At 39.1% G+C, this 20,095-nt stretch carries 21 protein-coding genes; 14 read left to right on the forward strand and 7 right to left on the reverse strand.

The window, feature by feature from the left end; all coding sequences use genetic code 11:
* Positions 1-33: 33 nt before the first annotated feature.
* From BUC12_RS05015 to BUC12_RS05035, 5 genes are all read left to right on the forward strand, one after another.
* A complete protein-coding gene (locus BUC12_RS05015; protein WP_139262005.1) occupies positions 34-387 on the forward strand; it encodes a hypothetical protein in 354 nt (117 codons plus the stop codon).
* An 11-nt stretch (positions 388-398) separates the two neighbouring features.
* Positions 399-1,790 carry a hypothetical protein gene (locus tag BUC12_RS05020; RefSeq protein ID WP_062176083.1) on the forward strand — a complete coding sequence of 464 codons (1,392 nt, stop codon included), beginning with the start codon at positions 399-401 and terminating at the stop codon, positions 1,788-1,790.
* Between the two features lie 159 nt (positions 1,791-1,949).
* The gene (locus BUC12_RS05025) at positions 1,950-2,210 is read left to right on the forward strand and encodes a hypothetical protein (protein WP_139262006.1); all 261 of its coding nucleotides are present in this window, start codon (positions 1,950-1,952) and stop codon (positions 2,208-2,210) included.
* A 342-nt stretch (positions 2,211-2,552) separates the two neighbouring features.
* Positions 2,553-3,455: a hypothetical protein gene (locus BUC12_RS05030; RefSeq protein ID WP_062176077.1), complete on the forward strand. Its 903-nt coding sequence runs from the start codon at positions 2,553-2,555 to the stop codon at positions 3,453-3,455.
* Positions 3,456-3,719: 264 nt separating this feature from the next.
* Positions 3,720-4,064, forward strand: coding sequence for a hypothetical protein (locus BUC12_RS05035; RefSeq protein WP_062176074.1), 345 nt, complete (start codon positions 3,720-3,722; stop codon positions 4,062-4,064).
* A gap of 63 nt (positions 4,065-4,127) precedes the next feature.
* Here the strand turns inward: BUC12_RS05035 and BUC12_RS05040 are convergent, their stop codons facing one another.
* Positions 4,128-5,105, reverse strand: coding sequence for a mucoidy inhibitor MuiA family protein (locus BUC12_RS05040; protein WP_062176071.1), 978 nt, complete (start codon positions 5,103-5,105; stop codon positions 4,128-4,130).
* Positions 5,106-5,304: 199 nt separating this feature from the next.
* On the opposite strand from BUC12_RS05040, the gene BUC12_RS05045 reads away from it, so the two are divergent.
* Complete coding sequence (locus BUC12_RS05045) at positions 5,305-5,673, forward strand: MmcQ/YjbR family DNA-binding protein (protein WP_062176068.1); 369 nt, start codon at positions 5,305-5,307, stop codon at positions 5,671-5,673.
* A gap of 20 nt (positions 5,674-5,693) precedes the next feature.
* Here BUC12_RS05045 and BUC12_RS05050 read toward each other — a convergent pair whose 3' ends face one another.
* The 3 genes from BUC12_RS05050 to BUC12_RS05060 form a co-directional block, all read right to left on the reverse strand.
* Positions 5,694-6,764: a DKNYY domain-containing protein gene (locus BUC12_RS05050; RefSeq protein WP_175552607.1), complete on the reverse strand. Its 1,071-nt coding sequence runs from the start codon at positions 6,762-6,764 to the stop codon at positions 5,694-5,696.
* Positions 6,765-6,947: 183 nt separating this feature from the next.
* Positions 6,948-7,862, reverse strand: a complete 915-nt coding sequence (locus tag BUC12_RS05055) for an alpha/beta hydrolase (protein WP_062176061.1) — start codon at positions 7,860-7,862, stop codon at positions 6,948-6,950.
* Positions 7,863-7,947: 85 nt separating this feature from the next.
* Entirely contained in the window at positions 7,948-9,012 is a 1,065-nt protein-coding gene (locus BUC12_RS05060) for an acyltransferase (RefSeq protein ID WP_062176058.1), read from the reverse strand.
* Positions 9,013-9,148: 136 nt separating this feature from the next.
* On the opposite strand from BUC12_RS05060, the gene BUC12_RS05065 reads away from it, so the two are divergent.
* The 5 genes from BUC12_RS05065 (at position 9,149) to cobU (ending at position 13,899) form a co-directional block, all read left to right on the forward strand.
* Positions 9,149-10,627: a cobyric acid synthase gene (locus BUC12_RS05065; protein ID WP_062176055.1), complete on the forward strand. Its 1,479-nt coding sequence runs from the start codon at positions 9,149-9,151 to the stop codon at positions 10,625-10,627.
* A gap of 1 nt (position 10,628) precedes the next feature.
* Positions 10,629-11,639: an aminotransferase class I/II-fold pyridoxal phosphate-dependent enzyme gene (locus BUC12_RS05070; RefSeq protein ID WP_062176052.1), complete on the forward strand. Its 1,011-nt coding sequence runs from the start codon at positions 10,629-10,631 to the stop codon at positions 11,637-11,639.
* Complete coding sequence (gene cbiB, locus BUC12_RS05075) at positions 11,618-12,565, forward strand: adenosylcobinamide-phosphate synthase CbiB (protein WP_062176049.1); 948 nt, start codon at positions 11,618-11,620, stop codon at positions 12,563-12,565. The genes BUC12_RS05070 and cbiB overlap by 22 nt, the downstream gene beginning before the upstream one ends.
* Positions 12,566-12,806: 241 nt before the next feature.
* The gene (locus BUC12_RS05080; RefSeq protein WP_062176047.1) at positions 12,807-13,394 is read left to right on the forward strand and encodes a cob(I)yrinic acid a,c-diamide adenosyltransferase; all 588 of its coding nucleotides are present in this window, start codon (positions 12,807-12,809) and stop codon (positions 13,392-13,394) included.
* Positions 13,387-13,899: a bifunctional adenosylcobinamide kinase/adenosylcobinamide-phosphate guanylyltransferase gene (gene cobU / locus BUC12_RS05085; RefSeq protein WP_062176043.1), complete on the forward strand. Its 513-nt coding sequence runs from the start codon at positions 13,387-13,389 to the stop codon at positions 13,897-13,899. The genes BUC12_RS05080 and cobU overlap by 8 nt, the downstream gene beginning before the upstream one ends.
* Before the next feature lie 13 nt (positions 13,900-13,912).
* Here the strand turns inward: cobU and BUC12_RS05090 are convergent, their stop codons facing one another.
* A complete protein-coding gene (locus BUC12_RS05090) occupies positions 13,913-14,812 on the reverse strand; it encodes an AraC family transcriptional regulator (protein WP_062176041.1) in 900 nt (299 codons plus the stop codon).
* Positions 14,813-15,271: 459 nt separating this feature from the next.
* Here BUC12_RS05090 and kduI point away from each other — a divergent pair, with 459 nt between their 5' ends.
* The 3 genes from kduI (at position 15,272) to BUC12_RS05105 (ending at position 18,150) form a co-directional block, all read left to right on the forward strand.
* Positions 15,272-16,114 (forward strand): 5-dehydro-4-deoxy-D-glucuronate isomerase, encoded by an 843-nt coding sequence (gene kduI, locus BUC12_RS05095; RefSeq protein ID WP_062176039.1) that lies wholly within the window; start codon positions 15,272-15,274, stop codon positions 16,112-16,114.
* A 61-nt stretch (positions 16,115-16,175) separates the two neighbouring features.
* Entirely contained in the window at positions 16,176-17,333 is a 1,158-nt protein-coding gene (locus tag BUC12_RS05100; protein WP_062176036.1) for a DUF4861 family protein, read from the forward strand.
* Positions 17,334-17,355: 22 nt separating this feature from the next.
* Entirely contained in the window at positions 17,356-18,150 is a 795-nt protein-coding gene (locus BUC12_RS05105) for a gluconate 5-dehydrogenase (protein ID WP_062176034.1), read from the forward strand.
* A gap of 88 nt (positions 18,151-18,238) precedes the next feature.
* Here BUC12_RS05105 and BUC12_RS05110 read toward each other — a convergent pair whose 3' ends face one another.
* On the reverse strand, positions 18,239-19,015 hold the full coding sequence (locus BUC12_RS05110) for a hypothetical protein (protein ID WP_062176031.1): 777 nt from the start codon (positions 19,013-19,015) through the stop codon (positions 18,239-18,241).
* A 98-nt stretch (positions 19,016-19,113) separates the two neighbouring features.
* Positions 19,114-19,872 (reverse strand): hypothetical protein, encoded by a 759-nt coding sequence (locus BUC12_RS05115; RefSeq protein ID WP_062176028.1) that lies wholly within the window; start codon positions 19,870-19,872, stop codon positions 19,114-19,116.
* Between the last annotated feature and the right edge of the window lie 223 nt (positions 19,873-20,095).

The raw sequence follows: 20,095 nt of genomic DNA on the forward strand, positions 1-20,095 counted from the left end.
TTATTCAGTAGGCAAACAGATTATACATTGAAGATGTATAAGTGTATACCTACTATCGTTAACGGCTCTCAGGTTGACAATTTAGTAGAATTTCAAGTCGATAAGCCGTTTATTCTGCTACATGCTTTTGTAGTTAAAAAAACCGATTCTCGCGACCGTTATTCAGACCTTACTCAGGGTATGACTAACGCGTTATTGTTTCTCGATCCGCACCCGATTGTTCAGATAATGAATGTTGCTAATGTTAGTAGCTTCCATATTGCGCCAAATCTCTACTATGTTCAGGACTTGCGCCCTGCTCCGGGTTCCGTTGATTCGAATGGTTTACCATTGAACCGTGATGACTATGAGCAATATGTTTATGTTCTCGTTTGTACTAATTTTTAAGATTAATTGAGATGGATGTAAATAAATTTAGGTTAGACTGGCGCAATAGCCCCCAGAAGCAATTGGACTTCTTAGAGGCTATGGTCGGCGCCTTGATTCGTATAGATGATAAGTTAGGTGATATAAGTATAAAGCTTGATGTCCTTCCGGATATTAAAGCTTTGCTTGAAAAGAGTAATGAGATACTTGTGAGTATCGAAGACTTGAATGAGGTAAATAATTTGTTGACTCAGCAAGTTGTGGATAATACGACATGTACATGTAATGCTTTGCATAATGTCGAACAGCAGCTTGATGAAATTATCGATCTTCTTAATACTGATGTTCCGGCTTACTCTTTTGACATTGTCGATTCTTCGTTTACCTTAACGGATAACGATTTAGTAGCCGGCTCATTCTTGTTAAATGCGACGTCCGTTAAGAACGGTGCTAATTTCGATGGTATAACGGTATTGGAAGGTAACGAATATGTATCGTCCGTTGAAGTCTTAAATGATGGCACTTTCCGGCTGAATCTGGCCGTTACTTCGCTCGCTTACGGTACTTACGTGATTCGTTTACAACAAGCCGAATCTTCGACCGTAGAAGAGTTCAATCTTATTCGCGTTCAGCCTACCGTTACGAAGGCTTATTTGTCTTATAGTGGTGCTGGCGGTTTATTGATCGGTGGCGATACTGCCGGAGAATATCAAGTAGGCGTTACTATTAACTTGCCTACTGAGGTTTGGCGACAAGGTTATTCGTTTCTTGGCTTTGTTAGTTCTGCTTGGAGCGGTACTAAACAGCTAGGTGAAACCTTTATTATGCCGGCCGCGAATACGAATGTAGCTGCATCATGGAAGATTATCCCGACAGCTACTATAAGTATCGAGAGTATAGATACCGCTGACTCTCTAGAGCTGCTTGTATTACCCGTCGGTACTGCCGCAGATTGGAGTTCACAGACGGTTTATCTTGTTAATTCCGGAACGCCTCTAAATGTTGGCTTAAATAGTCTCGGTCAAAAGTTGGTAGTAGGCGATCATTATTCTATTTATTACCGGAAACTTAACGGTAATGGCGCGGTTACGACTTATGATATACCCGCCGTGGTTGATGGTGGTGTATATTCTATTGGTGTCGCTCCCGGGCCTGATATCGATATAACTAATACAAATGCGACTGCGCAGTATGAAGTTATAATCTTGCCTGTAAATGCCCCTATAGACTATGTTACTCAGGAGATATGGATAATGCCGGGTGCGAATTATACTACTAACTTCGATCGTGATAGTTATGGCAATAACTTCATCGTCGGTAACCATTATGTAATTCATTATAGTAAAAGTTTCTCAGGCGGACAGCCTGTTCAGTCTGAGGACATTGACCCGTTGGTAGATGGTGCTACCTATACTATTAGTTAGTATATAGTAATTAATGTTTTGTAAACTAAGGCTTTAGGAGAGTTTGAATAACCTCTCCTAGCCTTTCTCATGTCTTTGTTTATGAATAATTTAGATAAGAACATATTGAAATTATGGCGTTTAGGTGATGTTCCTGAGCGTTCATTATCTTGGCTTTGTATGAAGTCTTTTCGGTCTGTAGATATTCACATCAGTATAAGGAAGGATAGTATTTCCGGCGTTTATGTCGCTTCTTGTCTCGACCCAAAATTAGAGATCAAGTTGTTTGATTTGCGTTTGCTCCTCGAGCGTGTTTTTACGAATCTTGATAAGCTGACTACGGATGTCTATCATAGGTCTACGCTTCGCCGGGTGCTGCCGTTTATAGAGCAATTGAAGGTCTCACCAGACTTATTTGAGTTTAATGAGTTCCCTTTTTAGAGGGCTATTATTCTTCTGTATAGTTGGACTTGTTTATGTTTCACTTTTCGGATTAGGTTTTTATTTATGTTTGATAATCATGGGTTTATCCTCCGTAGAGATTTTAGTTCTACTCTTGTACCGCGTCGTGCTTTTGTTGCGTCGTTTAAGCGCGCAAAAAGGGAGCCTGTTTTCACGAATCTTGATTTGCTTGACTCTCATTCTGGTCATGCTGTCAGTTGTACTTGTTCTTGTTGTTGTGCTGATCGGTCTGTTAAAGTAAATTCTTCGCTTAACCGGTCTGAACGTGGCTTTTCTATTGGATCCCGTTCCCGGGTTGCTATCAAAAATGCAGCAAATTCTATGTTTTTTCGGTCGAAAAAGAAAGAATATCTGCGGTTTATTACCTTCACTTTTCCGTCTATTCCTGGAACTTTTGATAGTAAGGTTCAGGAGGATAAGTATTTACATAATCTTTTTAAAAAATTTTTAGACAATGAGCGTAAAAATTATGGGCTTACTGAGTGGCTTTGGACTAATGAAAGGCAAAGTGGCGAACGACTCGAAAAACATGAACAGTCTGCTCGTGAGGTCCTTCACTATCATTGTATCTTTGAGTATAAAGATCGTATCAATTACTACCTTGTTAACCTGCGGTTTCTTAGGCTTTTGCATCGTAATGGTTTTAATATTTTATCGTCTTATAGTCAAAATATTAAAAAAACTGACGTTCGATATTCCGGCTTAAAGAGGACTTGTCAGGCTATTGCTAAAGGTGATTACGATTATCTTATTCAGGATACTGAGCGCATGTACTTGCGTGATGAATTAGGCATTAAGCGTTTTGTTTTCTTGTCTCCTGTTGATTTTGAAAAAATCCGGTATAGCTCCCTCGATATTGGTCGTGTATCGGCCTATATTTCAAAATATATCTCTAAAGCGAGTGATAAGATCTATTGCCGTCGCTGGGGGTCCTCTCAAGGTCTTGTTCTTAAGAAAGAGCAGTTAGAGGCTTTCGCTATCGACTTGTGCGGTACTGAGGTTGTCGATGAAGATACCGGTGAAATTGTTCCTGTTATCGATAAATTGAAGTTCTTCAATTTTATGATCGCCGGCGACGATTCTACCGAAATTATTAAATTTCGTGTTTCGGCTTTCGATCAGGAGGGCGAAGACTTTTATTACATCCCGCCTAACTGGCGGAACTGGCGTAAATACTCGATCTTCTTTGAGAAGATAAAAGAATATTTCGGTTATGAGATTTAAGGCGTTCTAAGCGCATTAAATTTTATTTTGGTATATAGATACTATTTTATTAAAAAAGTGTCTTAAATCAGAAATTCGGCCAAAATAACTACATTTAGGACGGTCTTTTAATGAGCGCGGAGCGCTCTAAATTTTAGAAAATGATTATGTTTCTGTCATGTTAAATTATGTTAATTCAAATATTTTCTTATATATTAATTTGCTTATTATCAGATTATTGATTATCTTTAGGTATTGAATTTAAATAATTAAAAATAGTATATTATGGAAACAATTAATGTTATAGAAAAGGAAGCTACCACTAATGAAGACCTTTATCTATCTATCAAAAATAGGGAGAGTGAAGATGTGATTGTAGATCTTCTTGCTGGTCGTTATGGATGGGCTTTTGATAGCGTGGATGAAATTGAAGGTTATGTCTGGGCTGAACGTGCTAGTGGTTATGGTCATTATATTATTCATTATCAGGTGTATAATTTTCCTGTTTCGAAAATTAATGTTCCGGACTTTAGTATAGAGGACTTTAGGGCCGATTTAGCAGATGATGATTATGAGTGGTATACTGATGATACTTTTGACGGCGTGATTGAAAAAATAGAGTTGAATTGATGTATAGGGGGCGGTACTCCGCCTCTATTTTTTTATGTATTAAATCGAAATTATTAATATTTTTTAACTATTTAAAATAGGGTTTATCATAGAAAACGAATAGCTATTTTGAACAGCCAGTCCGGCAACCCTTCCCGAAAGTTGGTTTATTCCGACCTGCCCATAAGTATATTCCTTCAAAAACCATGCACTGAATAAAGGTGCGGTTTTTCCGTTACTGGGAGTTGCAGTAGATAAGGTAAGTTTTACCTTTTCCCAATCGAGTCCTGTAGTTTGCCTTACCTTCGATTTGGCAGCAATAGTGATAGGCTTATCTGTAGATACTACAGTAATGTCGTAATAAGGTACCCAGTTGGCAGCCGATGTATAATACGAAATAGTAAAGTTGGAAGCTGTAGCTACCGGAGCGGCTAAAGTCAGCTTCAATACTCCCGATGTTTTGTTATTTTTGGTTGTTTCCTGCGACAGCTGATTACGTAAACGGCTCAATGCCTCATCGTATGTTTTTTTCTTTTTATTATTATCTGACTGAGTCAATTGCAATTCAGTTGATTTAGTCTTATAATAATCCATGGTTTTTACCAGTTCATCGATACCCAAGCCATTTTCCGATCCGGCAACATTCTTATCCGTTCCTTTTTGCAGAAGGGAAATAAGATTATTAGTCACAGTAATATCGGTATTTAACTGCTCTACTTTCTTCTGATAAAAATCAATAGAATCCAGCAATCTTTTTGAAGCAGGACTTACAACTTTACTCTCCGATAAATAATCGACCGAAAATTCATACGAAGATATAATTACACTATTAGATGCTTTTATTTTCAGACTGTTTACATCTATATTCGGGCTAAGACCTTCGATATAGATTTCGTTCTCTCCCCTGCTCAGGGTACCCGATGCAGAATGATTCAATTCTGCTCCTTGAAAAAATACTGTTACAGCATCCAGTTTCGATTTTATAGTTTTCTTATCGTCGGCGAACAAACTTGTCGAAATGCACAACGATAAACAGATTATGCCCAATACATTCTTTTTCATATCCTACTTTTTATTGTTTTTGTTTTTCTCTTTATTACTTAATAGAGTATATATTTCGATTATTTTCATAACCAAAAGTAAAAAAAGAGGATATGGGCGTCAATCTTTAATTGGTGAATGGGGAATCCGGCTTGGTGAAATCCGGCTAAAACATACTATATTTACATAAATTACCCTATCAAAAGAACAATACAAACCTATGAATATAGAAGATTTCAGAGAATATTGCCTCTCGTTTAAAGGAACATCCGAGAGTTTTCCTTTCCTCGACAAAAACATCCTCGTTTTTAAGGTAATGGATAAAATGTTTGTGTATGGTTCTATATTCCCGAAAGACGGAAAGATTCGAATGTCTATGAAATGTAATCGCGATTATTCGGTCGAACTCCGCGACAAGTATAGCGGCGTGCAAACAGGTGACCATACCCGCGACCTTTCATGGAACAGCATTTATATTGAAAGCGATATACCCGATACCCTGATTAAAGAGCTTGTCGCCCATTCCTTACAAGAAGTTATCAACGGTATGACCAAGAAAAAACAGGCAGAGTATAATAACCTCCGCTGATTATAACCTTTACAATAAAACTAATGGAAGATTTCCCATTTCTTTTTCCCCGAACTATATTTCCATTTATAATTTTTATCCTGATAGTAGCCGGACTCATTTTTAACAGCAACATATCTAAAAGTAGGCGGATCAGCTTCGGGTAAAATATTCGACCTGTAATAGACATGATTTTTATCTTTTGAAAAGCTTTCACTTATCTTACTGAATGTCCGAACATCAGCGCCCTTTATTTCTATTCCACTATAATATATCCGGTTCTTATCTGTTGCATAATCTCCATCGCATTTGAATGTAGCGATATCTATATTTGAAGCATCTCTTTCTTCCATATTCCAATACATCGTTTTATCTACAAAAAAGACAATATTTCGAATAGAGTCAACAACATGAATTGTTGCCGGACTATTTACCGGAATAACTGATACGGGCTTTTTTCTGAAATTATAAATCTTATTATCATCATGAAAGATATTTTCTATTACAGGACGGACTTCCCCTGTATAATGATAACTTTTTCCATACCCGAGAGATGGTTTGCCTACTATATAGTAAATAGTATTTTTATCAATGCCAACATCCCCTGACAAAAACCTGAATGTCTGAACATCGACATCTATTTTTTCATCGAAGTAATAATAATGAGAGTCATCTTTGGCCCAGCCACTATTTATTTTTATGTATTTATCAGGATTTGCACCTTCTATTATGTTTAAAATACCTTTCTCTTTATCTGAAAAATCGTTAGTAAAAACATGGTATTTATCACGAGTAAACGTTTCGTCGGAAGTAAATGAAGCGACATCGGCATTTGTCACTTTCACTCCCTTAAAAAACACATTATTTTTATCTTTAGCATAACTCCTACTGAGAACAATAAAACTTCCGACATCTGCATCCATCCGGATAGGAGTCGACCACCACAATTGAATTCCTGTTACTGACTGCTTATATTTATAAACAACATCCTTCTTTGAACTTGTGTAATAATAGTATTCAGATTTTCGGGCATCTACCACCGTATCACCCGAACCAAAGCCACAGCCTGACAATGAAACTATCACCAATAGTATAAGTATCTTTTCAGTCATTTTATAATCAACTAAGGTCATAAAATCAAAAGTATAAGAAAAAAGAATAGTATCGTATTTTGTAACTTTTAATACCGAAATAATTTTAACGACAAAAGATGTGATAATAAATGGACAAGCAGCTATAACATAATTTCAGGCAGAGCATAATAACCTGCCTGATATTAAATAATAGCTTATATTTTATTTTGCGAAATTCCTGCTTGCGAACGGCAAACACAAATAAAGGCCTGAATGCCAGAACTCTAAATCATGCCCTCCGTTGCGGACACGGTATTCGCAAGGTATATTGAGTTTACGCATCGCCATCACAAAATCGGTATTCCATTCTAAGCCTACATAATGGTCATCATCACCAAAGTCGATAAACCAGGCAGTCGACCGGAGTCTGCTTTCAGTTGCTTCATCAGCCTCCTCTATAAATTTTACGCAATCATTCTCTATAAGCTTAGTGCTTGTTTTCCTATATCTGTCTATTATAAAATCTTGTAATTGCAACCCTTTTACCATATCCAGCTGCATATCTATCAACTCCTGTTTATAGCGCAAAGTCGAACTCATTGCATATACAGCAGAAAACATTTCGGGATAATGTTGTGCATACCATACCGACGCACCTCCTCCCATCGAAAAACCTCCGATTGCCCGGTGTGACTTATCCCCGATTATACGGTATTCTTTCTCTATATATGGCAGGAATTCGGTAAAAAAGAAGGTTTCATATTTCCACTCCAAAATATCATAGTAAGTGTTCCAAGCCCCTTCCAGAATATTGCCTCCTGCATTTGGAGTAACCACGATCATTTCAGAAGCTTCGCCGGAAGATACAAGCAAATCCATCACATCCTTCAGGTGGAGACGCTCAAACCATACATTATCTGTAAATCCTGAACCATGTAAAAGATATAAGACCGGATATTTTTTGTCGGTGTTTGTTTCGTAACTCTTAGGTAAAAGAACTGTATAGCTCCTTTCAGCTCCAAGAACTTCACTTTTAATACTTTTAGTTTCGACCTTAGACTGAGGCGTAAAATCAAATTGTGCTAAAACCGGGATAGCCACCAATGCCATAAGCAGCGTGTAGAACATTTTTTTCATGATTCTTTGTTTAAGTTTATTCAAATTCATCCGTTTGACGCAGACAAAGGAATAAGGTTACAAAGAATTTATTCTACAATCGGCTTCACCCGATCAGATATTTACTTTTGGGTAGATAAGACAATATTTTTATTAGTATATATGTTGTTATAAAAGTGCAGACAGAAATAACAGGTAATTTAATACAGACATTATCAGTCATCCCATCAAATACCGAATAGAAAAAGTTAAGCAACATTATATGCGCCAAATACATTCCGTAACTCATATTCGAAATATCTGTAACAGTGCGACTCAGCACACATTCTTTACATGTCAGATTTTTGAAGATAAAAAATATTCCCAAAGCCATCATGGCAACATTTACAGTCCCGTATCCCCACGACAATTCCACATCAGCGACAATAGTCTCTGTCGAAAGCCGTTGACGGAAAACCAATACGGTGACAGCAAACCCGACTATCAGTAGCAAACTACCTAAAAGCATATCCGACTTTTTGTTTTCCATATGATATTTCTTCAAATATGCACCTAAAACAGCAAAGCCTAACAGACCACTGAAATAATACAACATCGGAGTATTATTCCAGTAACATTCGCCTAGTATCTCGGGAAATACCAGATGTATATAGGGAAGAAACAAAGTAAATACCCAAATCACCAGATAGAAAAGCAAAGCTTTCTGTGAAGCAGACTTTATCCACGGAGAAATAATGGGAAAGAAAAGATACAACCCTATCAGCATATAAACATACCAGAGATGACCTACCTCAGTACCGAAGTTGACCGGAATTTTCAGTATATTAACTAGAGTTGCCTGTACATCGGCATCACCCATAATCAGTTTATAAAATGCATAAAGTACACACCAGATAACGAAAGGAATAACCACACGTGTAAAGCGCTTCTTGAAAAAATCAGCCATATTATCTTTTACAGGCAGTACAAAAAAACCTGTGATCATAACAAACAGGGGAACTGCCGCCCGTCCTATCGAATTAAACAGATTAACCCAATAAGGATTATCTCCCATTGGAATCGTACCATCGGCATTAATATAATAAAACTCACCGGCATGCACCTGTATCACAAGGTAACAAGCTATTACCCGAAGTAGATCTAAACTGAATATCCTGTTATTCGTACTCATAAATACTCTATGTTGTTTTTATTTTGATTGCTAAAAGTATATAATTCGGATTAGTAAAAAAAATCCTTTCGCACTGTCAGACAATCTTTGTACCTTTGTTTTGAATTAGTCTCCGAAAATCACATTTTTTCTTCAGATGAAAAAACTTCACCCCATCATGTTTGCCGGAACAGGCAGCGATGTAGGCAAAAGTGTTATTGCAGCGGCATTCTGCCGTATCTTTTTGCAAGATGGTTATCATCCCGCCCCGTTCAAAGCACAGAATATGGCGCTCAATTCGTTTGCCACTCCCGATGGTTTGGAAATAGGGCGTGCTCAAGCCGTTCAGGCGGAAGCAGCTGGTATTCCCTGCGATACCGACATGAATCCCCTTTTACTAAAACCGACTACCGACAAGGTCGCACAGGTTGTCCTCAACGGGAAACCTTTCGGAAACCAAAGCGCATACCAATACTTCAAAAAAGAAGGGCGTGATGTTTTACGGAAAGAAGTAAACGATGCTTTCGACCGTCTCGAAAAGCGATATAATCCTATCGTAATGGAAGGAGCCGGCAGTGTATCGGAAATCAATCTCAGGGAAACCGATATTGTGAACCTTCCTATGGCGATCCATGCTAAAGCCGATGTAATACTCGTCGCAGATATAGACCGGGGAGGCGTTTTCGCCAGTGTGTATGGTTCGGTTATGCTGATGAATGAAGAAGAAAGAAAACATGTAAAGGGCATCCTTATAAACAAGTTCAGAGGAGATATCCGGCTGTTCGAATCGGGAATAACAATGCTCGAAGAGTTATGTAAAATACCTGTTATCGGGGTTGTTCCTTATTACAAAGATATATACATCGAAGAAGAGGACTCGGTTATGTTACAAACCAAAAACGTACAGGCTACACACGGAAAAGTCAACATAGCAGTAGTGCTGCTCAGGCATATGTCTAACTTTACCGATTTCAATGTATTGGAACGCGATCCACGTGTCCACCTCTATTATACCAATAATACCGACGAAATAGAAAAAGCCGATATTATACTCATACCCGGCAGCAAAAATACAATATCAGACCTGTACGAACTGCGCCGTAACGGTGTCGCGCAAAGCATCGTAAAAGCACACAAAGAAGGAACTACTGTTATGGGCATCTGTGGCGGTTACCAGATGATGGGGCACGAAGTTTGCGACCCCCATCATGTAGAAGGAGACATCGAACGCCTACCCGGACTAGGACTCCTGCCTATTACCACCGAAATGCAAGGGGAGAAAGTAACCCGTCAGATAGGTTTTACCTTTCTGGATTCTGCAGTTCCCTGTGAAGGGTATGAAATACATATGGGGACAACAAAACCGATAGATGATGCTAAAATATTACCGTTAAATCAATTATCGGACGGAACTACAGACGGATATTACCTCAGCCGGAAATGCTTTGGAACATACATACATGGTATACTCGATAACGGAGCATTTGTCGATTTTCTGCTCGAACCCTATGCAGAAAAGCTGACAGGCAAACCTTTCGATTTCAAAGCCTACAAAGAAGAACAGTACAATAAACTTGCTGACCATATCCGCTCACATGTGAATATGGATCTGGTATACTCAATAATGGGACGATAAAATGCTCAACGGACACGGAGACGACATATATGCACACGACAACAAGATTGTCAGCAATTTCAGTTCGAATGTATATAATAATCTGGATCTTACTAAACTGGAAGAATACCTGTGTACACATATTTCGTCCATCCATTCGTATCCCGAACCCGATGCTATTACTTTGCGGAAAATTATCAGCCGGAAATTGAATATTTCTTCCGGGAGCATCTGCGTTACCAACGGGGCAACAGAAGCAATTTACCTGATAGCTCAGGCATTCAGGGAAGCTAAAACAGCTGTCGTTATTCCTACATTCAGCGAATATGAAGACGCCTGCCGGATACAACAGCACCGGTTATATTTTATCGAATCGTTAGACGAAATAGAACCGGACACAAAACTGGTCTGGATATGTAACCCCAACAATCCGACGGGAAAGATTTACGATCCGGATTATTTACGGGATACCATATCAAGTCATCCTGACATTTATTTTGTGATAGATCAATCTTATGCAGGGTTTACAGAACAAAAGGTATGGAGTCCTGATGAAGCATTACAATTCAACAATGTTTTACTACTTCACTCATTGACCAAATGCTATGCTATCCCCGGATTAAGGCTCGGATACATTACCGCTCCCTCTGAACTGATCGAGAGAATCAGCTATTACAGTATGCCATGGTCAGTCAACCAAATGGCACAGCTCGCAGGGCAGTATTTATTGGAAAACGAAGAATACGATTTATCCGAAAGTATAGAAGAGTCACGCCGTGTACAAAACATACTTTCAGTTACGCATGGAATTGAAATTCTCCCCTCAGAGATGCACTATTTTTTATGTAAGTTAGAAAAGGGAAAAGCGTCCGATCTGAAACAATACCTTATCAGCAAATACGGAATATTAATACGGGATGCCTCTAATTTCAGAGGGCTCACCGCAGGACACTTCCGCATTGCCATACAATCACCCGAAGAAAACGAACAGCTTATAAACGCTATAGGAGAATGGATAAAGCTACATTGCTAATAATACCCTTACTGATCGGATGGATTGCAGACCGGTTGTTAGGCGACCCGCCTTCTCTGCCCCACCCTGTTGTGCTTTTTGGCAAGATAATATCCAAAGGCGAAAAGCTGCTGAATAAAGGTACAGGGCAATTAATTAAGGGGGGCGTTTTTTCGCTCGTACTCATTGCCGGAGCTTACTTTGTTACTAAATACATACAAGTCGGCTTAGCCCAGATACACCCCATTACTGTTATTGTATTTAATGGCATCATTGTATTTTTCTGTCTGGCAGGCAAAACTTTAATTAAGGAAGTAAAAGCTGTATTTGTGGCATGTGAACGCTCGGTTGAAGACGGACGGAACCAAGTATCACGCATTGTTGGTCGGGATACCTCTCAGTTATCACTCCAACAAATAAAGAAAGCAGCATTAGAAACTTTATCCGAAAACCTCAGCGATGGTGTAATAGCTCCTCTCTTCTGGTACCTTATCTTGGGAGTACCCGGTATGGTAGCTTATAAAATGATAAATACTTTGGACTCGATGATCGGATATAAAAACGTGCGTTATAAAAATTTCGGTTGTTGGGCAGCATATATAGACGATATTGCAAACTACATTCCTGCGCGGCTAACTGCATTTTTGATGATCCTTGTGAATGGCAAAGTCCGGTTAATTTCGTTTATTGCCCGATACGGGTCAAAGCATGCCAGCCCCAATTCGGGATATCCCGAAGCAGCTTTAGCAGGAATACTCAACTGTAGATTCGGCGGTCCCAACTATTATTTCGGGGAACTTGTCGACAAGCCTTATATCGGAGAAAACGACCGTCCCATAGAGATAGAAGATGCTTTAGTTTCAATAGTAACCAATCAACGGACAGAAGCCTTTATGGTAATCATTATTGTTTTTTTGAGCCTTACGGAGTTTTTTCCGATATTGTAGCAGGAATTATTTAAAATAATATGCTCTATGGCCTTTTCTTGGGGGATCTATCTGGTTATTTACGGAATCTGGCTCTATAAAAAGAGACCATTTTCAAAATATAGTACACACTATCTTTCTTTGATAGATGTTGAAATAAAGATAAAACGAAAATGGTTTTGAACATTTTCATCGATTATATTTAATAACACAAGCATCCTCGATACATACAGTCACTGTAATAACATATAAAATAAAAAAAATGAAAATATATACACGCGGAGGCGATAAAGGTAAAACAGGCATACACGGCGGACAACGTGTTGATAAAGACGACATCCGTATAGAAGCGAACGGCTGTTTAGACGAACTCAATTCTATGATCGGAGTTATACGGGCTTATCTTCCCCGGGAACATGAGTGGCAACAAATATTATTCAGAATACAATCGGAACTGATGGTTGTTATGTCACACGTTGCCACCCCTTCGGACATCAGGGATAAAAATCCGAATCCATTACCCGAAGACCTGGACAAACTTTGCGAAGAATGGATAGACAGCATGACCGATGATATGGGACAAAGCCTTACTTTTATCCTCCCGGGAGGTAATCTGGTGTCATCACATCTGCAACTTGCACGAGCCATAGCACGACAAAGCGAACGCCGCCTATGGACTTTAAACAGGCAAGACGAAGTACCCGAAAGCATTCTACGGTTTATCAACCGTCTTTCAGACCTTTTCTTCACAATGGCACGCTTCGAAATGTTCCGTGATGGTACAGACGAAGAACGCTGGAAAGATTTTCTGTACAAACGTAAAAAGAAAGAGAACTCAGCAGATGAATAAAAAGATCACTCTTATTACCGGAGGACAGCGGTCGGGTAAAAGCAGCTATGCCGAAAAACTGGCGCTCTCGCTATCCCCGAATCCTGTTTATCTGGCAACTTCACGGATATGGGACGAGGAACATCAGAAGCGCATCGAACGCCATCAGGCAGACCGGGGACCTGAGTGGACTAACATTGAGGAAGAAAAATACCTAAGTAACCATAACCTGAACAACCGGATCGTTCTTATAGATTGTATTACACTATGGGCTACCAATTTCTTTTTTGATAACGATTCGAATGTAAAGAAATCTCTGGATGAACTGAAAAGTGAATTCGATAAATTTACCTCTCAGGAAGCACATTTTATATTTGTAACAAATGAAATTGGATTAGGCGGAACATCCGAAAACCAGATTCAACGCCTTTTTACCGACCTGCAAGGATGGGTAAACCAGTATGTTGCATCGAAAGCAGATGAAGTATTCCTTATGGTATCGGGTATCCCGCTTAAAGTGAAGTAGTGAAGTAAAGTAATCAAAGGTTTTTCCCTTGCGTAAACTCCCTGTATTTGATTGGAGTATAACCAGTTTTTCGCTTAAAGGTACTGCAAAAATAATCGGAATTATCGAAGCCTACGGCAAATGCTACCTCCTGACTGGTCATCATCGTATTAGTCAGCAATTCTTTGCTTTTCTGTATTTTTAATTCAAGGATATATTGTGCAGGAGCAAATCCTGTATATTGCTTAAAAATCCGCCTGAACCACGAATAACTCATATTTACCCGTTGAGCCACTTCTTCGGGGAGAATAGAAGTATGGTAGTGTTCGAGCATTATTATTTTAGCTTTATTTATCTGATTGGTCACCTTCAGGTCCTCAAACAACGAATACTTATCCTGCGAATAAGCATATCCCAATAAATGATTGACAATACCGGCCAACATCTGCTGGAATCCGGTATGCTGGTCACGGGCTATATCGATTGCCTGTTTGTATAGCTGTACTATCTCCTCACGGATACCGACATTAAAGACCGGTTTATTCTTCGAAAAAAAGCCATTCTGAATACGGTTATCTATATTGATTCCCTGAAAACCTATCCAATATTCATTCCATCCGGTCGACTGATCCGGATGATACGTATGCCACTCACCGGGAAACAGCAGGAACATATTGCCTTCACACACATTAACAGGCTTTTGGCTTGTTGACGTAAAACGTCCTTGCCCCTGAGTGATATATAGCAGCTGATATTCTTCCAAAATACGCCCCTTCTCCGTAGAAAAAAGATAACGGGTCGGATGGCTTCCCAACGGATATGGAGAACCCGGTGGAATATCCTGTACCCCTACTGTATTCACAGTAAGCCCCCAAAGCAGATCCTGCTCATTGGCAATCAAATATTTTACGTGAATAGAGTTATCTTCTATCATACAAAAAAATAAAGACTGAAATTATCCGACACCCGAAGATACAATAAAAATAAAGCGTATCAAATTTCAAAGTTTTAAAATCAAGAATGTAAATAGTTATCCCTGCTGTTTAAGCTAAATTTGTATTATACAAGTTAGTAGATTACCCGATTCATAAACCTGCATAAGTGATTATACATATAACTAACGGTAATTTGGTAAAAAACATTAAATATCCGTTTCGTTAAGCCAAATATACTAAAATAGCGTATTTTTGCGATATAGATTATACAAAACATACTCTTCGTTGTATCTGCCCGCAGATCGGGATATGACTATCAACATATAAGAGGATACAGTCAATCGAATCATTGACAAAACATTAACCTGAACCTAAGTTATATTTACGAGTAACATTCGTCAGGGATATATAATCAGGTAGCCATTAATTAGTATTACTATTAAAAAATTATATATAACATGAAAACTGTAATTGAAGAACGTTGGGGAACTCACCCGAATGATGTAAAGAACTATGATACGACACAACTCCGTAATGAATTTCTGGTAGAAAAACTATTCGAAGCCGATGCTGTACTCATGACATATACACACAATGACCGCTTGGTCATCGGGGGAGCATTGCCTGTAAAAGAAGCATTAAAACTTGAAACCGTAGACCTGATTCGTTCAGAATATTTCTGCGAAAGACGCGAACTGGGTATTATCTGTATCGAAGGAGAAGGCTCGGTAGTAGTAGACGGCACAGAATACAAACTGGGTTTTAAAGATGCTGTTTATGTAGGACGCGGCTCTAAAGAAGTAATCTTCAAAAGCAACGATAGTTCGAAACCAGCCAAATTCTATTTCGCATCGTCACCTGCGCACAAAGCATATCCGACAGCACAAATCACTTCCGAAATGCGCCGTACGAGAGATTTAGGAGTGAAAGCAACATCAAACGAGAGGCTTCTAAACCAAATTATCCTTAGCGAGATCGTTCCTTGCTGCCAGCTTCAAATGGGTATGACCGAACTAAAGGAAGGCAGCGTATGGAATACTATGCCTCCTCATACACACTCGCGCCGTATGGAAGCATACTTCTACTTCAAAGTTCCCGAAGGACAAGCTGTTTGCCACTTTATGGGACAACCACAGGAAACCCGCCATATCTTTATGGGTAACGAACAGGCTGTTATCTCTCCATCATGGTCTATCCACTCTGCTGCCGGAACAAGCAACTATACTTTTATCTGGGCTATGTGTGGCGAAAATCTGGACTATGACGATATGGACACATTCACTGCCGATAAATTAAGATAAGGCTACAGGCTATTACCTTTCAATAAAATAGTAAGAGTAAGAATTATTATTAAATCGAAGTATGAAAAGAATATTCTATTTTCTATTTGCCGGCCTATTGGGCTTCTCGTGCTCAAATCAGACCAAAGACTTACAGGTTACAGTAGAAAACCCAAGTGATTTCGACCGCACCGAAGAGTTAGTGGAAGTTCTCGTCGAAAGCATTACTGCCAAAGTAAAGCTAGCAGACTCTACTCAAACGTACATCGTGAAGAACAGTAAAGGCGAGATTGTACCGACACAGATTACTTATGACGGAAAATTAGTATTTCAATCAGGAGTAAAAGCTAAAGAATCGGCAGTATTTACTATTACTACAGGTGCAAAAGAGGAATACAAAGCTAAAACATACGGACGCCTAGTTACCGAGCGTAAAGACGACTTTGCTTGGGAAAACGACCGTGTAGCATTCCGTATTTACGGACCTGCGCTTCTTCCTATCGATGGTCCGAGCAACGGCCTCGACATCTGGTACAAACGTACCAATGACTTGAAAATAGACCAATGGTACAAAGACGATATAGCAGGAGTAGCTTCTTATCACGATGACCATGGCGAAGGACTTGACGACTATAAAGTAGGACGCTCTTTAGGAGCAGGAGCTATGGCTCCTTTCGTGAACGGGAAACTGGTTCTGAACGAAAACTTCGCATCAGCAGAAGTTCTCGAAAATGGCCCACTGCGTACGACATTCAAACTGTCTTATAAAGATATTGACATCGATGGCAAGACTTACAAAGAATCACGTACATTCTCTATAGACGCCGGATCACAGCTATCTAAAGTTGTACAGGAGTATGGTGTTAGCGATGCGATTGATGTAGCTGCAGGATTCTCTAAACGTGAAAAGAATGATACAATCATAGTATCACCCGAAAAGGATTATCTTATATACAGAGAACCAAGCGAAAAAGCAGGTAATGTATTCCTTGGATTAGTATTCCCGAATGGCATCGACAGTACAACTATCGATACATACGATGTAGTAAATCCGGTAAACAATACCAAAGGAACATTCACTCATGTACTGGCTATAACTAAGTACCAACCGAATACGCCTATTACTTATTATACAGGTTATGGCTGGACTAAATTCGGATTTGAGACCGAAGCTGCTTTCCAGACTTATCTGAATAATTTCTCTAAAGGATTGAAACAACCTCTTATCGTAAAATTTTAAGTAAAGACATAAAATAACAACCATGAAAAATCAATTTTCATTAGAAGGAAAAGTAGCTCTTGTTACAGGAGCATCATACGGTATCGGATTTGCTATTGCATCTGCTCTAGCTAACGCCGGTGCAACAATAGTATTCAACGACCTTAAACAAGAATTCGTAGACAAAGGGCTTGCTGCTTATAAAGCGGAAGGCATCACTGCACACGGATATGTTTGTGATGTAACCGATGAAAGCGGAGTAAACACAATGGTTGCCAAAATCGAAAAAGAAGTAGGTGTTATTGATATTCTTGTAAATAATGCAGGAATCATCAAACGTATACCTATGATAGAAATGTCGGCAGCCGAATTCCGTCAGGTGATTGATGTCGATTTGAACGCTCCTTTCATTGTAGCAAAAGCCGTTATTCCTTCGATGATCAAGAAAGGCGGAGGTAAAATCATCAACATTTGCTCTATGATGAGCGAACTGGGTCGCGAGACAGTTTCGGCATATGCTGCTGCTAAAGGCGGTCTTAAAATGCTGACCCGTAATATCGCTTCTGAGTACGGCGAATTTAATATCCAATGTAACGGTATCGGACCGGGTTATATCGCAACTCCCCAGACTGCGCCTCTGCGTGAAAAACAAGCTGATGGATCGCGTCATCCATTCGATTCATTTATTATTGCAAAAACTCCGGCTGCACGCTGGGGTAATCCTGAAGACCTTGCAGGTCCGGCTGTCTTCCTTGCATCTAATGCTTCGGACTTCGTTAACGGTCATGTACTGTATGTAGACGGAGGTATTCTTGCCTATATTGGTAAACAACCATAAGTAATTTACATTATAATATATAGTAAAAGGGAGTGTCAGATAATACCTGCCACTCCCTTTTTATTTATCAAAGCAAGCAAATTTCAGTTTATTGAAGAAACTCGCAGACAAATGTGCAATCATCTATATTATTCGCATTTGAAGTTCCTGTTTCATCTGTATACATTGTAACTATATCATTTTGGCTTAAATCTAAAATAGTAATAAAAGTTGGAGTTAATCCCCAATTATTACTATATCCGATACAATTACCCGTCCACGCTATTATCCCGTTTCTATAAACCGCCGGAACAATATTATATGGATTATTTCCAACCCTGTTTGTCCCCCAATGCCCCGATATTGTGATTCTATACTTTCCCGAAAAAGGAACCTGTATAGTTCCACTTGTCGCATTTACACCTCCCTGAGCCGGATTAGATATCATTTGTGTAGAGAAGCCTGTAACCTGTCTCATTGTATATGAAGTATAGTAAGTTGGAGTCCATCTACCATTCAGAACTGCAAACCATGAACCCGCAACAGAAGCCCATGTACCCACCCCGTTAGCATCAGAAAGAAGCATCTTATTTACCCCTTCCGAGGTATCCGATATTCTGATAGCACCCACAGACGAACTTTGTATATCGAGTTTAGTATCGGGTGTGGCAGTTCCTATACCGACATTCCCCTGATTGTCTATAACCACATCATCAGAAGCCTGCGTAACCGATATAGTTCCGGTCGGAGGGTTAGTTGTTGCTACAGAAGAAGCCGCATCTATATGTAATAAAGTTTTAGGATTAGTTGTATTTATCCCGATTTGGGAATATAATTGACTATTAAGAATAAGTATAAATATGAATGTTATTGTAAAAGTTTTCATTTAAGTTATTGTTTTAAGAAGAAGTTATGTTTCTTATTTTAAGCTTTAAAAGATATTATACCGGTTGGTTACTACGAAATAAATTCCGAAAAGTATTTTCACTGCACAAATTCGACTAAAAGAGTAAGGTCTTTTACTCCATTCGCATATCCTGTACTAGTCTCCACTCCTGCAATGGTTATTATATCATCTTTATTTAATTGTGCAAACGACATATAGCTAACCTGTTTTTCATTACTGATATTGGTATTTCCCAGGTTGTGAGGTCCCCATATTCCTACCGAATTCTGATATACAAAGAAATAACCGGCAATATAGTATCCCGAATACCTGTTCATCAAAGAAGTAGCATATATACATATCCGGTATACACCATCATACGGGATTTTAATAGATCCATTTACAATATCAACAGCTCCAATTCCGGTTTGTGAAATAAACCCCTCAGAAAAAGACTTGATATTTCGAATTCCTGTAGCCACTATATAAGGGAGTGCCCCTCCGTTTAATGTAGCCGACCACGAACCGGGAACATTCCGCCACGTTGCGACACCTGCACCATTAATAGAGGACAATATTTTCCCTTCCCCTTCATTCCCATCCACAATTCTGATAGCTCCGGGAGTTGCAGAAACAATATCAAGTTTAGTCACAGGGGCAGCAGTTCCTATCCCGATATTGCCTTTATTGTCCATAATTACATCATCCGAATCATTTAAGGGAGAAGATGTTGTTCCGCTTGTATTAGCCAAAGGGTCTATATGTAAAATACCCAAAGGATTCTGGGTATTAATCCCCACCTGAGCGTGCAGGTTAAAAGCACCTATTAAACAAAATAGAAAGAATAATTTTTTCATTGTTATTTCAGTTTGAGTTGGGGTCGCAGACCCTCTTGTTGTTTTTATAAAAAGTTGTTGATTTAAAACACAGAGTCTCACGGAGTTTATTTTACAGAGTAGGAAAAGATATATTCCGCATTTGTAGGGGCAGGGCTCTGCTCTGCCCGATAATGTGTACTTTATCACAAAGGGCACAAAGAAAGCACAAAGGGCACTGTCTTGTTTTTTAATACAACGGGTA

The organism is Indolivaga macrotermitis (genome assembly GCF_900128985.1).
Taxonomy (GTDB): Bacteria; Bacteroidota; Bacteroidia; order Bacteroidales; family Dysgonomonadaceae; genus Dysgonomonas_A; species Dysgonomonas_A macrotermitis.